The sequence below is a fragment of the Pseudoalteromonas sp. bablab_jr010 genome, from assembly GCF_016464105.1.
In the GTDB taxonomy this organism is placed as follows: domain Bacteria; phylum Pseudomonadota; class Gammaproteobacteria; order Enterobacterales; family Alteromonadaceae; genus Pseudoalteromonas; species Pseudoalteromonas simplex.
Genome location: NZ_JACDWV010000131.1, coordinates 1 through 16,628 on the forward strand (window position 1 = coordinate 1; position 16,628 = coordinate 16,628).

Sequence of the window (16,628 nt, forward strand, 5' to 3'; positions counted from 1 at the left end):
CACAGAAGCAAGATGTAGGTCGGGCTTTAGCCCGTCAATGTTAGCGATTATATGTCGCCATAAATGACGACTTACAGTGTTTAACTCATTAGCTCGTAGGTTGGTTAGAGCGGAGCGAAACCCAACGTTTGGAGCCGTCAGGTATCAGATTGAAAGTTTGCGAGATACGAGGAACGAGATGCGAGTTGTAGGAGGCGTTTTAACGCCGAAAAAAATGGTGATATTAGATATCAGTGGTTAGAAGTTAGATTGTGCCTGCACATAGTTAAATTGAAATGCATACCCGTAGGCGTGAAATTTATTTCGCGCGATGCTTATCTAAACCACAGAAGCAAGATGTAGGTCGGGCTTTAGCCCGTCAATGTTAGCGATTATGTGTCGCCATAAATGACGACTTACAGTGCTTAACTCATTAGCTCGTAGGTTGGTTAGAGCGGAGCGAAACCCAACTTTGGAGCAATCAGCTTTCAGCTATCAGCTTTCAGATTGAAAAGTTAGCGAGTTAGAAAGAGTAAAGGGGAAAGGTACGAGTTCCGAAGGAAGAGATAAGAGACGAGGGAGGCGTTTTAACGCCGAAAAAAGCCATAGGGGAGGCACAACCAACACTACGCTGTTAGCCCCTAGCCCCTAGCCCCTAGCCCCTAGCCCCTAGCACCATTCCTACGAGATATAAAATCACGGCTACAATCTTGCTAACTTGCTAACTCGCTAACTCAAGCCTACGTCAAACGTAGGGCGATGAATTCGGCGAGTTTATCTACGGCGGTGCCGGGGTCGTCGGTGCGTTTAATTAAGCTAATACCGATTTGACCAAGCTCGGGGAGGTCTTTGGTTTGTATTTGGTAGTTAAGCTCATTCGGTACGGTGCTTTTTGCGAGTACCGTAATGCCTAAGCCTTCTTTTAACGCCGCAGTTAGGCCAGTTAAGTCGGCATTACTGTAGGCAATGCGGTATTTAATACCCGCACTTTGTAGCGCCTCGATTGCGCGGCGGCGATAAATACATCCCTCGGGGGCGGTTACAAGCGTTACCACATCGTTCTGTGCAAGGTTTAAATCGCCCACCCATACTAGTTGGTCTTGCATAAAAATAGGGAACTTGGCAGATTCTAGCTCTTCGTTTAATGCCAGTACTAAATCGAATTGATCTTGGCGCGAGACCGACAATAAATGCTTACTCAAACGAGAACGCACTTCGAGCGATACGTCAGGGTAGAGGGCCACAAAGTCACCTATGATCGAAGGTAGAATACGTGCAGCAAATTCACTGGGGATCCCCAAACGCACTTTACCTGTCACGTTTTCGCTGGTGAACTGCTGTAAAATGGCATCGTTTTGTTGCAGCATTTGCTTAGCTAATGGCATGAGCAGTTCGCCATATTGATTAAGTACTTGGCGCTGGCCTTGCTTTTTAAACAGCTTATGGCCCAGCATGTCTTCAAGGCGCTTTATTTGTAAGCTCACAGCCGGTTGCGATAGCCCTAATAATTCACCCGCTTTGGCAAACCCGCCAACTTCAACAACAGTGACTAAAGTACGTAAACTATCGGTAGAAATGTTTTTCATTAAAAAATTCTATTTATAGGGCTATGTATATAAGCATTATTTATCAATTGATAAATAATTACAATTTGTTGTTGCCAGCACGGCGCAATATACTTCAAGCATTAACGATTGATAGGTGTCACATATGACTTTTACGCCAATAATGTTTGCTCGCCACAGCCAAGCTGAGACCCCAGCAGACAACGTGCTACAAGCTAATAGCGATACTGCCATTATGGATTTTAGTGGCACTGAAGCAATCCCATTTTTAACGGCTATTTTAGGTCTTGATATTAATAAGCTAACCGCCTGCGGTTTAGGCTTACGTAGTTCATTAGACGATGACCTAACAAGCAGCTACGCTTATGCCCTGTATTACTTTAACGAAACTGCATTTCGTTTTGTATTAGGTAAAGATGCCAGCGTGCAATTACAGTCGCTTATTAATGAGCAACAACTACGTTACGACATTGATTACGTAATGCGTGACGATTTAAGTGCACTAACCCTAAGTGGTGAGCAAGCGTTTGATGCCTTGGTCGACAGCTTTAAGCTAACGCCGGGACTGCGTTTATCAGACATGCGCAGCTGCTATGGTGCACAAAGCGGTGAGGTATTTATTACCGCCATAGATAACCAAGCAACACAGCAATTTCAGCTGGTGGCGCGCCAAGCAGAGCTTGATAAATGGCAAACGCACTTACAGCAGCTCGGATTTGATTTAGCCTTAGCCAACGTTGCTTAAAACATAAAATTTTTAAAACAGCTACGCACTTGGGTGTTTAGCTGTTTTTTAGTTACAAAATCGCAATTTGGGTGTGACAACTGTGCAACTAATGTATAATCGCCGCCCATGTTATTCCCCCTCATTAAATTGAGGCCACGCCCCACAACTTGTGGGTTAATTTAAAAGTGAAGGAATATTATGACTTCTAAAACAGTTTTACATGCTAAGCACCTTGAAGCTGGCGCAAAAATGGTTGATTTCCACGGCTGGGAAATGCCAATCAACTACGGCTCACAAATCGAAGAGCATAATGCGGTTCGCACAGATGCAGGTATGTTTGACGTATCTCACATGACTATTGTCGATATTCAAGGCGAGCAAGCACAAGCGTTCTTACGTAAGCTAGTTGCAAACGACGTTGCTAAGTTAGCTGTACCAGGTAAAGCACTTTACACAGGTATGCTTAACGAAGAAGGCGGCGTAATCGACGACCTAATCATCTACTTCTTCTCAGAAACGAACTACCGTTTAGTAGTTAACTCAGCAACACGTGAAAAAGATTTAGCGCATTTAGCTAAAGTTTCGGCTGATTTCGCCGTAACGGTTACTGAGCGTCCTGAGTTTGCAATGATTGCCGTTCAAGGCCCTAACGCGCGTGCTAAAACAGCAACAGTACTTAATGCAGAGCAACAAGCTGCTGTTGAAGGTATGAAGCCTTTCTTTGGTGTGCAAGCAGGTGATTTATTTATTGCGACAACAGGCTATACTGGCGAAGATGGTTATGAAATCGTAGTGCCTAACGATCAAGCTGCTGATTTATGGCAACAACTTCTAGACGCAGGCGTAGCGCCAGCGGGTCTAGGTGCACGTGATACGTTACGTCTTGAAGCGGGTATGAACCTTTACGGCCTAGATATGGACGAAAGTGTTTCTCCACTTGCTGCAAACATGGCGTGGACAATCGCATGGGAGCCAGAAGATCGTAAGTTTATCGGTCGTGAAGTATTAGAGCAGCAACGCGCTGACAAGAGCACAGACAAACTAGTTGGTTTAGTGCTTGAAGAAAAAGGCGTATTGCGTAGCGGTTTAAAAGTCATCGTTGAAGGTGGTGAAGGGGTGATTACCTCTGGTACATTCTCACCAACCCTTGGTCACAGTGTTGCGCTAGCACGCGTTCCGCGTACAACTGGCGAAACAGCCCAAGTAGAGATGCGTAAAAAACTGGTTAACGTTAAGGTTGTTAAACCTTGCTTTGTACGTAACGGCAAATCAGTTATCTAAACTATAAAAAATTTGGTGTTATCACCTAATAATGCCAATCATGTTGAGTTGTTAGCCACTTATAGCGACAGATAAATAGAGTGATAACAAGGCATTAATTTTGATATGTAGTTGTTCTACCTGAGAAATTAATAACGCTGTTAGCGCTTTATTTAGACCGCTAGAATGGTTAAATATTTAAGTTGATTGGTATCAGAACCAAAGGAACAAAAAGATGAGCAATATCCCAAGCGAATTAAAATATGCTACTTCACACGAGTGGGTTCGCGACGAAGGTGACGGTACGTTTACTGTAGGTATCACTGAGCACGCACAAGAACTTCTTGGCGACATGGTATTCGTTGAATTACCAGAAGTTGGTGATGAAGTTGACGCGGGTGAAGACTGCGCAGTAGCTGAGTCTGTAAAAGCAGCATCAGACATCTACGCACCAATCGGCGGTGAAATCGTTGCAATCAACGAAGAGCTTGAAGATTCGCCTGAAACAGTAAATAACGACCCGTACACTGACGGTTGGTTATTCCGTATCAAAGCATCTGACACATCAGAGCTTGATAACCTGTTAGACGCTGAAGGCTACGCTAACACAATCGACGAAGACTAATTAATTAGTCACGCCGACTAAAAGCCCCGTCTAGATCCCCAGCTAATTAAATGCGTAGCTTGGGTTTCACAGGGGCTTTTATGATTTTATAGCTTACTTTTCCATACGCTGTAAGTTACTGAATCAACCTGTTTTTAAGTTATTGCCAGTTACCCATTGGCAGTAACCACTTTTTTTTGGATCATAGGAATCTGGACAAATGTCAAACGCCAAATCTCTTGAACAATTAGAGCAAAAGCAAGATTTTATTCGCCGTCACATTGGGCCAAGCCCAGCGCAAGTAAGCGACATGCTAAGCGCTCTTGGAGTATCGAGTGTTGAAGAGCTGATCGGTCAAACGGTACCTGCAAGCATTCGCTTAGAGCAAGGTTTATCAATTGGCGAAAGCCGCACTGAAGTTGAAACACTAAGCTACTTAAAATCAGTAGCAAGCAAAAATAAAGTGTTCAAATCATACATCGGTCAAGGCTACCACCCAACTCACGTACCACACGTAATTTTACGTAACGTACTTGAGAACCCAGGCTGGTACACTGCGTATACACCATACCAACCAGAGATTGCACAAGGTCGTTTAGAATCATTATTAAACTTCCAGACTATGACCCTAGACCTAACTGGTCTTGATTTAGCAAGCGCGTCATTACTTGACGAGTCAACGGCTGCTGCAGAAGCAATGGGCCTTGCAAAGCGTGTTGCTAAAGCTAAAAAAGCAAACATCTTCTTTATTGCTGATGACGTACATACACAAACAATCGACGTTGTTGCTACACGTGCAGACCAGTTTGGTTTTGAAGTAGTTGTTGGTCCTGCAAGCGAAGCGGCTAATCATGAGATTTTTGGTGCATTATTCCAATACCCATCAACAACCGGTGAAATCACTGACGTAACTGACCTAATCGCACAAGTACAAGACAAAAAAGCGATTGCATGTGTTGCTGCAGACATCATGAGCTTATTAATGCTTAAAGCGCCAGGTAAATTAGGTGCAGACGTAGTACTTGGTTCAGCACAGCGTTTTGGTGTACCTATGGGTTACGGTGGTCCACACGCTGCATTCTTCGCAACACGCGACAAGTACAAGCGTTCACTACCAGGTCGTATTATCGGTGTTTCTAAAGACCGCTTAGGTAACGACGCATTACGTATGGCAATGCAAACACGTGAACAACACATTCGACGTGAAAAAGCCAATTCAAACATCTGTACTGCGCAAGTACTACTAGCGAACATGGCAGCGTTCTACGCGGTTTACCACGGTCCACAAGGCCTTAAAACTATCGCTGAGCGTATCCACCGTTTTGCAGATATCTTAGCGGCAGGCTTAAAAGCGAAAGGCGTAAACCTTAAGCACGACACATGGTTCGATACACTGACTGTTGTTGCAGATAATAAAGACGAAATCGTTGCACGTGCAGTAGCAAACGGCGTTAACTTTGCGTCTAACCGCGCAGGTGAATACTCAATTTCTGTATCAGAAACAACAACCCGTGCAGACGTAGCTGAGCTATTCGACATCATCTTAGGTGAAGGCCACGGTCTGAGCGTTGATGCACTTGCAAACGAAATCGAAGTAAATGGCAGCAACTCAATTCCTGCAAGCCTAGTACGCGATGACGAAATTTTAACGCACCCTAACTTCAACTCGTACCACAGCGAGACTGAAATGTTGCGTTACATCAAGCGCCTAGAGAACAAAGACTTAGCGCTTAACCACTCAATGATCTCATTAGGTTCATGTACAATGAAACTTAATGCGACAGCTGAGATGATCCCAATCACTTGGCCTGAGTTTGCAAACTTACACCCATTCTGCCCACTTGATCAGGCAGCGGGTTACCAAATCATGATGACAGAACTACATGATTGGTTAGTAAACATCACAGGTTACGATGCAGTTTCACTACAACCTAACTCAGGTGCGCAAGGTGAATACGCAGGCTTAATCGCGATTCGTAAATACCACGAGTCACGCGGTGAAGGTCACCGTAACGTATGTTTGATCCCAAGTTCAGCGCACGGTACAAACCCAGCGTCTGCACAAATGGCAAGCATGAAAATCGTGGTTGTTGACTGTGATAAAAACGGTAACGTTGATATGGCAGACCTTAAGGCGAAAGCCGAAGAGGTATCTGAAAACCTATCTTGTATCATGATCACATACCCATCTACACACGGTGTTTACGAAGAAACAATTCGTGAAATCTGTGACATCGTGCATGAGCACGGCGGTCAAGTGTATATGGACGGCGCAAACATGAACGCGCAAGTTGGTGTTACAAGCCCAGGTTCAATCGGTTCTGACGTATCGCACCTTAACCTACACAAAACATTCTGTATTCCACACGGTGGTGGTGGTCCAGGTGTTGGCCCTATCGGTGTTAAATCTCACCTAGCGCCATTTATGCCTAACCACAGCGTAATTAATGTTGCTGGCACAAACATCGGTAACGGTGCGGTTTCTGCAGCCCCTTACGGCTCAGCAGCTATTTTACCAATCTCGTGGGCATACATTGCTATGATGGGCTCTGAAGGCTTAAAACAAGCAACAGAAATGGCTATCGTGAACGCTAACTACTTATCTGAGAAGCTAAGCGAGCACTACCCAATTTTATACCGTGGCCGTAACAACCGCGTTGCGCACGAGTGTATTGTTGACCTACGCCCAATCAAAGAGCAAACAGGCGTTACAGAAATGGACGTAGCTAAACGTCTACAAGACTATGGTTTCCATTCACCAACTATGTCATTCCCAGTAGCAGGCACACTAATGATTGAGCCAACTGAGTCTGAGTCTAAAGTTGAGATCGACCGTTTCATCGAAGCAATGGTGTCAATCAAGTCAGAAATCGACCGTATCGCATCTGGCGAATGGTCAATTGAAAACAACCCGCTAGTGTTTGCACCGCACACACAAGCAGACGTTCTAGGCAATGAGTGGGATCGTGCATACGACCGTTTCTACGCAGCATTCCCAGTACCAAGCGTAGCAAAAGACAAATTCTGGCCTACAGTAACCCGTATTGATGACGTATACGGCGACCGTAACCTAGTTTGTTCATGCCCAGCGGTTGAGACATACCGTGACTAAGGTTTGATTAAACTCAAATGCCAAAAAGCCGTTGCAGCAATGCAACGGCTTTTTTGTGTTTTGGAGAAAGTTAGCAAGGGGAAAGTTAGCGAGAGTAAAGGGGAAGGGAACTATCAGCTTGTAGGTTGGGTAGAGCGGAGCGAAACCCAACAAGTTAGTGAGTTGATAGGGGAAAGTTACGAGGAACGAGTTTCGAGTTCTAGGAGGCGTTTTAACGCCGAAAAAATGGTGATATTAGATATCAGTGGTTAGAAGTTAGATTAAAAATACCCAAGTTAGCGAGTTAGAAAGGGGAAAGAGTAAAGGAGCTTTAAGCTATAAGTTTTAAGTCAGATTGTGCCTGTGCATTGCTATGACTAACCCCGATACCGAAGGCGTGAAATTTATTTCGCGTGAATTGGTTAGAGAAAAGTTAAAAAGCAAGATCTGAGCGTTTGTGATTTAAAGCTGTAATCTGTCGCGTTTCGTGGTAGTGTTTTTTAAGTCGTTTAAGCACGGGACTGCTAAAGTTTGGCTCGATTTGGTTTAGCTTCACAGTTTTATCCAAACCTTTTCAGCCACTTAATGGAGCATTGGTCAGAATAATTAAAAACTTATATAGAGACCCATATGGATATAATTAAAATTAAGCAAGAAATTTACGATTCAATACTGTGTGGTGATGTTTCCAAATCAGTAATAGAAAAACTTGTAAGAAGTGATGGCACATGTCTACCGAAAGAATGTGAACTTTGGGATTACAAAAAGACATTTGAGGACACCAAAGATGCATATCTAAAAACACTAAAGTCGATTATCAGTTTCCACAATACTTTTGGTGGGTACGTGATTTTTGGTGTTGATGAGGTTGAGAAAGATACAACGTTTGTTCTAAGCGGAGTAGATAAAAAACTAATCGACCAACAAAAGTTAAGAGGCCAGTTTGATCGATATTTCAACCAGAGACTTGACCTTACATATGTAGAGGTACTTATTTCTTCTTCAGAAAATGATGTTCTTGTTGGTTTGCTTCATATTCCTAAGAGAGATAAACGAATTCACTCCATAGCTGCGGTAAATGATGGAGCCAACTCTAAAGGCAAAATAATTTTAGAGAAGGATGCTGTTTATATCAGAAAGATGGATGAGTGTAAAAAAGTTGTTTCTCAATCTGATTTTGAATTTCTTGTTTCTGAAAGAGATTTCAATCTCGAGGAAAGTGAATCTAAGAAAGTAAGAAAGAATATAATCGAACATAACTTACCAGATCAAAACTTCATATGTCCAAATTTTATAGGCAGATTTGAAATAATTCAGGAATTATGGTCTTGGCTCTCAGATGACTTTCAATACACTAAGGTTTTAGCCGCTGATGGTGGTAAGGGAAAAACATCAATTGCGTATGAGTTTTCTCAGTTGATAATCAAGTCAGGTACTGAGCTGTTTGAACAGGTTATCTGGCTGACGGCAAAGAGACAACAGTTTAAGGCTTCATATAATCAGTATGTTGGCACACCAGAAACTCACTATAAAGATCTTGAGTCACTTCTCAAAGAGATTTGTTTGAGAACAGGCTTTTTACCGGAAGAAGTTAAAGAGTATACTTTGCAACAATTGCAAAGATCTGCAAGAGAGGGATTAAATTTAACTCCATCGTTTATTGTTATAGATGACATTGACTCAAACTCTCCTGAAGAGCAAAGACGTATTATGGAGATTGCTCGCTCTATATCAAATACTTCATCTAGAATATTGATGACAACACGAGCTAACAATATTTATTCAAACGATTCTTCAATCTTAGTTCCAGGTCTAAGTGGGGAGGAATATAAAGATCTTGTTGAATCTATGTGTGACTCGATTGGCCTTCAAAAACTTAATAATAAAAATATCGAGAAGTTAAATGCAGCATCTGAAGGTTCACCATTATTTACTGAGTCTATACTAAGATTATGCAAGTTAGGACTTTCAGTAGATAATGCAATTATAGATTGGTCAGGAAAAAGTGGGGATGCGGTACGAGAAGCGGCATTAAGGAAAGAAGTTACTGAATTATCACCCGAAGCAATAAAAATACTACTAACTATTTGTTATGTCGGCTCTTTGTCACGTAGTGAACTACATCAGTATACAGACTTTGAAAATTCAGAAATTAATACATCAATCGAGCAGCTCGGAAGCCTTTTTCTGATAAGTAGTATTGAGTTTATAGAAGAAGAGCCAAGATTTGAGAGCACCTCATCTATAAGTAAACTAGTTCTTTCCATAGCAAGTGATATAGTACCAAACGCTGACGAATATATAGGTAGAATTAGAGAGATTTGTGAGGGGTTAGAGGCAAATTCTCAAATCCATATACCTGAGGTTGGAGCAGCCGTTAGGCAATGCAACTCCTTATTAAATGAAAAAAGATATGATGACTCAAGAAATACTGCTCTTTCACTTATAAAAAAACCAAGATACAAAGAAAATAGTGATCTTTTCTTTATCCTCGCAAAAACCGACTATGAAGATCCTAACGTTACTAGTGATGTTGCGAGGAAGTCATTCTCTGATGCATTTATTAAAGGCCAAAGAAAACCTGCTTTTTTTGAGATGTGGTATCAGACAGAAGTTAACTATGGCAGCAGTAGTGCAATATTAGATGTTTGTAATAATGCTCTACGCAGTATCGGTAAATTTGATGCTCAATGGGGAGAGCGTTACGTACATGCTAGTTACAGTCTAGCGAGAAGTGCTAAAAGTTATGAAAAGAAAATTCGCTACTTTGTTGCCTGTTATGAACACTTGTCAAAGTTATTAAAGATATCTAGAAAAGATAAGTGGGGGCAATTTAAAGATTTAAGTATTGAGGTTGTTGATGCTATCTGGGAAGAGTCGGTTAATAATTCTATGTATGAGGTCGCTGGCAGAGCAATTATAAATGCTGTAAACGGCGGAGACATCAGAAGCATAAATTTTAATAGAATGATGGAAGTATCTGAGTTTTTTATGGATGAAAAACTAGTTTCAGAAGAAGCGTTTCGAGAACTCAGAGATAACCTTGAGTGGGCGTCTAAAATTATACGAGGCGGCTCTGGAAATAGGGAGGCGCTGGCTTTAAAGTTGGATCAAACATATCGAAACATAAGAGCTTCAAGACGCAACAAGAAAATGCAGGTGTCAGCGTAGCTGCACCTGCTCTTGGCGTTAGCAGATAGAAATATTACTCTGAAACTAATAATTTCGAGCAAAAGTCTCAATAAACATGGTGCCACACTGAAACATGGGGTCAGGCCTTTCTTTTTCCTAACCCCATTACCAACCCACAACCAACACTATGCTGTTTGCACCTTGCACCTTGCACCTTGCACCTAGCACTGTAGGCGTGAAATTTATTTCGCGCGATCCCATTAAAAAACAACTTTGAAATAATTTTTGTATTTATATGGGTACAAGAATAAAATAACCTGTATTATGCATGCTTTGCTGTTGGGTGGTGAAACCTCTTACTTAACCACCTGATTATGTTGTTGAAAATTTAAGGTGAAAGAATGTTTAAAGGGAACTTTGTGCGCATTAAAAGGGCTTTGGCCTGTTTGCTTGTGTTAAATCTTGGGGTTGCTGGTGTTTCGGCTAATGACGATACACCAATAGAGAGCGTGGTTGCAGATGCTAATTTCTTAACGTGTTTACAAGAAAGTGGCTATAAAACTGTGGGGGAGGTGACAAAAATACATTGCAGAGATCGCGGTATTACCTCAGCCAAAGGGGTTGAGCATTTTAGTAACTTAACAAAACTCGTCCTCAGTAATGAAGGGGATAGCTTCATAGTTGGTGAAATTGGTGGCATTACAAGTAGACCTGCCGATAAGAAAGTGCCAAACCAGCTGACCGAAATCGACATAAGCCACAACAGCCAGCTTTTCCATGTTAATTTAAGCCAAAATAGCCTTACGAGTATTGATGTAAGTAACAACGAAGAGTTAGAGACTTTAATGCTGAGTGGTAATAAGCTTTCAAAGCTTGATGTAAGCACTAACAGTAAACTTACATGGCTTGATCTTAATGATAATAAGCTGACAGGTGAATTGACGCTTGTTAATTCTGAACTATATCAACTTAACCTGTCGGGCAATAAGCTCACAAAAGTAAATATACCGAGTGGTATTCGTAATCTTGAGCTTGCAAATAATCAGTTAAAAAACCTAGATTTAAGCAAGTTCAAGATGCTCAGCGAACTAAACCTAGATGCCAACCAGCTTAGCGCTTTAGACATAAGCCATAATAAAAAGTTAACTGCACTTTACGCCAGTAATAATCGCTTAAGCACTATCGATTTAACAGCAAACCCCATGCTCCAAGTGCTCTTTTTGTCGAATAACAAATTAAAAAACATTGATTTACGTGAACATGCAAATTTAGTAGATATCAGCCTTTTTAATAACCCACTACAAAAGGTAAATGTTAGCAAAAGCTATAATTTAGAGCTGTTAGAACTCGACAGCCGTGTTGAGTGCATAGGCATAGGTTGTGCAACAAGGTTTGAAGGGGATTAATAACAGCGTGTTGGGCAGAGCACAGCGAAACTCGATAAGTTAGCGAGGGGAAAGGAGCTATCAGCTTTCAGCCGTCACCTATCAGATTAAAACAAAAGAGCTTTAAGCCATAAGGTTTAGGTTAGATTGTGCCTGTACCTTGCTATGGCTAATCCCGATACCGTAGGTGTGAAATATATTTCGCGCGAAATAAATTTCACGCCTACGGATGAGCATTCTAATTTAAGTATGCGTAGGCACAATCTAATCTGACTTCTAACGACTGATATTTAATAACTCTTTTTTCGGCGTTAAAACGCCTCCTACGACTCGAATTTCGCCTCTTTCCCCTTTACTCTTTCTAACTCGCAAACTTGTGTTCGTAATCTGATAGCTACAAATGTTGGGTTTCGCTCCGCTCTAACCAACCTACAAGCTGATGCTCTTATGTTCATCGCGCGAAATAAATTTCACGCCTACGGATGAGCATTCCAATTTAAGTATGCGTAGGCACAATCTAATCTGACTTCTAACGACTGATATCTATTATCTCCTTCCTCGTCCCTCGCACCTATTAAATTTTTTTATCCCTCCATAATTCATCCATTATTGTGATTTACCCTTTGAAATATGAACCTTTTGTACCCCAATTTGAGTGGGTTAAAGCTTATCCGTTTCGAAAAGAAGTCGGTCGGACTGTTAGTAGAAGTAAGCATTTTATTAATTAATAGTTTGTCGAAATTACAATCAATAATTAGGAATCGTAATATGAATCAGTGTAAAAGGATTAGTGCTGTGTTGGCTTTATCCCTACTTTCACTAGTTGGGTGTTCTGATGATGACTCTACCGAACAAGAAGCTGTTGCTAATGTCGCTTTGAAATCTATGACCTCAGTCTCCGATGACGTTTATCAACCAGGACAACAGATCACAGTTGATTTCAGTACCGAAACAACCTTATTAACGAATGAACATGTTGGTGTTTCATTTATTTTAATTGAAAGAAGTAAAGTCGCTGAGCTCGAAACTGAAGATGAGCCTGATGGCTACGATTTGGGTGAGTTTTATATCGAGCAGTTACAAGAAGGCGAGCAAAATCATACAGCAACATTAATTTTACCAAATGAAGATCTCGTATCGGGTGAATTTATTATTGCCGCTTTTGTTGACACAAGTGGTGTGATCTCAAACGAAGTTGATGTTACAGATAATAAATCCCGCGGCATTGAATCTGGTGACGAAAGCACCTATAGCTCAGTAACCATTAGTGATGGTCATTACCATGATTTTGTTTTAGATAAACTTAAAGTGGGCGACGGCTTTGCTATTTTTCCTGGCCCGGGTAAAAGAGATACCACAGGTACTGGTGAACCAACGCAAAAAGTACCTGATTTAATAGGTTTTATTAATGCCACCAAATTTGGTAATTCAGTCAACGAGGCTGACATCAGTGCAACAATAACCATCGGCGAAACGACTTATCATGCTCACTTATGGAATGAGCAAGCACAAGCTTATATGGAGACGATGCGTATTAAGTTTCCTGATCATGAGCAATCTCATTACTTTCCTTGGGATGTTGCAGTAAATGGCGTATTGCTAAAAGCGATACACGATGATTTTGATCACGATGGTGGTGAAAACAGTTTTAGCATGACATTTACCTTCCACGACAACTCTGATGAAATTGAAGCTCATAGCGAAAATAATAGTATTACCGTTGAAGTACCTTATGCGCTTTATCATGATGAAGTGAGTACTGCAGAATCGGTAGAGCTAAATAGTAATAAAACAACAATAGCGTCAGCATCAGCGATGCAGACTACAGCTTCATCAGCAACAACCTTGGCCAAAGTTGGCAGTTGGAGTGCTACCTATGGTGACAGTGACGCTGTGGCAATCAGCCCTTCTTTTTATAGCTATATGAATGTTTCTTCTAGTAATGGTGGTTCAGCTGAGGGGCTAGTTGAAGCAGATTTAGATCTTTACCTATTTGATAAATCAGCGAGTTTGGTTAGTGCCAGTGCTGAAGCGAGTGCAAATGTAAGTGATGGTGAGATTACCTATGCAGCAAACTTTAGTGTGCTGGGTGACACTTTAATTGACGAGGGCGACACGTTAACGGCCTTAGACAAGTCTTTAGGATATAGCTGGAGCGAAGAGCAAAAAGTGGTTGAAACGACGTTCACCATTGTAATTGTTCCGGTGACAGTGGAGGCTGGCGTCACTGGCAGCTTGGATTTAGGTGTTGGTTTAGCTTACAGCAATAGCCGAATTGACTTAGGGGGAGATATTGTTACTGCCAGCATGGATGCGTATGCCACTGCAGAAATAAACTTAGGTATTGCAAGTGGCGGTGTTGGTATCGACTTCTTAATTATTGCAGATACATTTAATGCCACACTTTATGCGGATTTAGCTAAAGCTATCACTGATTCTAAAATCACCTTAGGGATTGATGTAACGAATGATATTGAGGCTATTTCCGGTGAATTTTATGTTTATGTGAAATACCCTAAATACAAGTGGTGTTGCACGGTTAAGACAAAAACCAAAACTCAAACTATCTACGATACTAGTACCTTGTACGATAAAAGCTGGACAATTTTAGACGAATCAGCAACCTTAAATTATTAGTATGAAGGCATAGGTATAATGCGTTTAATTAAACTGAGTTTATTATTTGGCACTTTATTAGGCTATGCTTCGGCTGCTTATGCAGTGCCTCATTGTACTGTTTGGGGTGAACTTCAATCAAAAGCTGATACGAATATTGTTTCGATGAATAGTCCCTCAAAAAGCCAGTTTGACTTGCAAGGGCGGTTAATTTATCGGCCTTTGTTAGTTGCAGAAAAATTTCACTGGTTGGGTTTTGAGCTATACCAAGCTCAAGCAAAGTTGATTAAAACAGTGAGTACCAGCAATGAGTATGCTGTGCCTTTTGCTGTGAAAGTTAGCAATAACTCAGGTGAAGTTTTAGATTATCGGTTTAACGCTAAATTAAAAGCGGCTGATCAACAAAAGCTGATTGCTTTATACCGTGCCTTTCACCGTGCAAACCCCCCTGAAAATTTACAGGGGGATAAGTATTGGGTTAAAGAGCGAGATGATATCGGTCAGTACAAATCACTCTACACAGTGTTAGCTGATAATAAACTAAAGCGAAATAAACTCAGTTACTTAGAACCAACTGACACTAGGCAAAGTACTAACGCTGCGAAAAAGCTAATGCAGTTAGAAACGGCGAACATTATTAGTGATGAATTTACTTTTGAAAACGATAAGTGCTGGTTAACAAAAACCCTCGGAAATAGTCATATTCAAGTCAGTAGTAGTGATGGAAGTATGAATATTGAAGTACAGCAAACACTAAGTTTAAATCGCTCAAATCAATCGATACCCGATGATGCAAGGTTACTGCAATTACCCGAAGACCCTAATCAATGGGAAAATTTAAGCACAGATTGGGTTTACCCTAAAGCGCCGCCTCAACCATTAAAAAATACTGAAGCGTTTATCACTGCTTTAAAAAGTATGGATTGGCTAGAGGGAGACCGAAAAACGCTTTTGCAATTTCTTTATGACAATGATCAGTATTTGATGAGCTTAAAAGAGCTTATATCAACTAAATCAATTGCAGATCCTTTGGAAAGTAAATTGTTTATGTACCTAGGTAAGCATGACTCAGTTAATTCAAAACAATTACTGACAGAGGTATTTGTTGAGCCTGGTTTATTTTCACCAAATCAGCGCTTTAGAAGTTTAATGGCACTAAAATACAGTGAAAAGCCGTTAACTGACATGCAGGTTGAGGCGATTTTTGAGTATTCCATGTCATATGGTATTGATGAAGAAAATTCTAAGCTGGCTTATAGTGCTTTAATGGTAATGGGGGCGATTGCAAAAAATCAGCAGGGCAGTGAGTTTTCAACTCAGTTAACACAAAAGTTAGCTGATTCATTAAGTTCAAGTGCAACGGAGCAAAAAGCATCAGCCCTAATCACCGCACTGGGTAATAGTGGAGACTATGATCATCAACAGCTTATTGGTGATTATTTAGCTGGCGACAGTCCAAGATTACGCCTAAATGCGGCAGAGGCTCTGGCAAAAATGCCAAGTAAAACCAGTTTGAATTACTTGAGTAATCAACTAAATCAAGAAACTGATAGTAAAGCGCAAGGGGCGATATTAAAGGCAATGGGTAATAATGAGTTAGACGCAGAACAAGTCGATAGTATTTATGCCTTTGCTGACGCTAGTAACCCGAAAGATATTCGCAGTGCCGCTATATCGGCGTTAAGTCAACAAGCGAAGTCAAAACCAGAGGTGAAAAGCCGTTTAAAAGCACTGGTTAAGACGGAAACTAATCAAAAGAACCTGCGTCAATTAATGAAAGCGCTGTATGGTTCGTAGAGCTATCAGCTGGTAGGTTGGGTAGAGCGGAGAGAAACCCAACAAGTTAGCGAGATACAAGGGGAAAGGGTAAAGGAGCTATCAGCTTTCAGCCGTCAGCTATCAGATTGAAAAGTTAGCGAGATGCGAGTTGTAGGAGGCGTTTTAACGCCGAAAAAGAGATACCAGTCGTCAGAAGTTAGATTGGATTATGCCTGCGCATAGTTAAATTGAAATGCTCATCCGTAGGCGTGAAATTTATTTCGCGCGATGAGCATAAGATCTATCAGATTGAAAAGTTTGCGAGTTAGAAAGAGTAAAGGGGAAAGAGGCGAAATTCGAGTTGTAGGAGATGTATGGACTCCTCCCCCAAACAGGGTGAGTACGGTATAAAGAGATTGGACAATTACTTTTACCAATAAGGAATCCATACATGTCAAAATTTAACCTAATTAGCATCGACTTGGCAAAAAATGTTTTTCAAGTCGGTAAG

9 protein-coding genes are annotated in these 16,628 nt (G+C 41.2%); 8 read left to right on the forward strand and 1 reads right to left on the reverse strand.

The genetic code is table 11. The features are described from left to right. Positions 1 to 719 precede the first annotated feature (719 nt). Positions 720 to 1,565 (reverse strand): LysR family transcriptional regulator, encoded by an 846-nt coding sequence (locus JIG37_RS11460; protein WP_054551321.1) that lies wholly within the window; start codon positions 1,563 to 1,565, stop codon positions 720 to 722. Between the two features lie 124 nt (positions 1,566 to 1,689). Here JIG37_RS11460 and JIG37_RS11465 point away from each other — a divergent pair, with 124 nt between their 5' ends. The 8 genes from JIG37_RS11465 to JIG37_RS11500 all read left to right on the forward strand — a co-directional run bounded on the left by JIG37_RS11465 (position 1,690) and on the right by JIG37_RS11500 (position 16,156). Further along, positions 1,690 to 2,289 (forward strand): hypothetical protein, encoded by a 600-nt coding sequence (locus tag JIG37_RS11465; protein ID WP_054551322.1) that lies wholly within the window; start codon positions 1,690 to 1,692, stop codon positions 2,287 to 2,289. Between the two features lie 180 nt (positions 2,290 to 2,469). Then, positions 2,470 to 3,552: a glycine cleavage system aminomethyltransferase GcvT gene (gene gcvT, locus JIG37_RS11470; RefSeq protein ID WP_199529395.1), complete on the forward strand. Its 1,083-nt coding sequence runs from the start codon at positions 2,470 to 2,472 to the stop codon at positions 3,550 to 3,552. A 214-nt stretch (positions 3,553 to 3,766) separates the two neighbouring features. Continuing rightward, positions 3,767 to 4,156 carry a glycine cleavage system protein GcvH gene (gcvH, locus tag JIG37_RS11475; protein WP_054551324.1) on the forward strand — a complete coding sequence of 130 codons (390 nt, stop codon included), beginning with the start codon at positions 3,767 to 3,769 and terminating at the stop codon, positions 4,154 to 4,156. Positions 4,157 to 4,355: 199 nt separating this feature from the next. Next, complete coding sequence (gene gcvP, locus JIG37_RS11480) at positions 4,356 to 7,247, forward strand: aminomethyl-transferring glycine dehydrogenase (protein WP_130050854.1); 2,892 nt, start codon at positions 4,356 to 4,358, stop codon at positions 7,245 to 7,247. A gap of 609 nt (positions 7,248 to 7,856) precedes the next feature. Then, a complete protein-coding gene (locus JIG37_RS11485; protein WP_199529396.1) occupies positions 7,857 to 10,397 on the forward strand; it encodes an RNA-binding domain-containing protein in 2,541 nt (846 codons plus the stop codon). A 362-nt stretch (positions 10,398 to 10,759) separates the two neighbouring features. Beyond that, on the forward strand, positions 10,760 to 11,764 hold the full coding sequence (locus JIG37_RS11490) for a hypothetical protein (RefSeq protein WP_199529397.1): 1,005 nt from the start codon (positions 10,760 to 10,762) through the stop codon (positions 11,762 to 11,764). Between the two features lie 747 nt (positions 11,765 to 12,511). Continuing rightward, on the forward strand, positions 12,512 to 14,380 hold the full coding sequence (locus tag JIG37_RS11495; RefSeq protein ID WP_199529398.1) for a hypothetical protein: 1,869 nt from the start codon (positions 12,512 to 12,514) through the stop codon (positions 14,378 to 14,380). A gap of 18 nt (positions 14,381 to 14,398) precedes the next feature. Next, the gene (locus JIG37_RS11500; RefSeq protein WP_199529399.1) at positions 14,399 to 16,156 is read left to right on the forward strand and encodes a HEAT repeat domain-containing protein; all 1,758 of its coding nucleotides are present in this window, start codon (positions 14,399 to 14,401) and stop codon (positions 16,154 to 16,156) included. The last annotated feature ends 472 nt before the right edge of the window (positions 16,157 to 16,628 follow it).

Coding starts and splice junctions, on each gene's coding strand:
- JIG37_RS11460 (WP_054551321.1), bottom strand. CDS start 1,565: ATGAAAAACATTTCTACCGATAGTTTACGTACTTTAGTCACTGTTGTT.
- JIG37_RS11465 (WP_054551322.1), top strand. CDS start 1,690: ATGACTTTTACGCCAATAATGTTTGCTCGCCACAGCCAAGCTGAGACC.
- gcvT (WP_199529395.1), top strand. CDS start 2,470: ATGACTTCTAAAACAGTTTTACATGCTAAGCACCTTGAAGCTGGCGCA.
- gcvH (WP_054551324.1), top strand. CDS start 3,767: ATGAGCAATATCCCAAGCGAATTAAAATATGCTACTTCACACGAGTGG.
- gcvP (WP_130050854.1), top strand. CDS start 4,356: ATGTCAAACGCCAAATCTCTTGAACAATTAGAGCAAAAGCAAGATTTT.
- JIG37_RS11485 (WP_199529396.1), top strand. CDS start 7,857: ATGGATATAATTAAAATTAAGCAAGAAATTTACGATTCAATACTGTGT.
- JIG37_RS11490 (WP_199529397.1), top strand. CDS start 10,760: ATGTTTAAAGGGAACTTTGTGCGCATTAAAAGGGCTTTGGCCTGTTTG.
- JIG37_RS11495 (WP_199529398.1), top strand. CDS start 12,512: ATGAATCAGTGTAAAAGGATTAGTGCTGTGTTGGCTTTATCCCTACTT.
- JIG37_RS11500 (WP_199529399.1), top strand. CDS start 14,399: ATGCGTTTAATTAAACTGAGTTTATTATTTGGCACTTTATTAGGCTAT.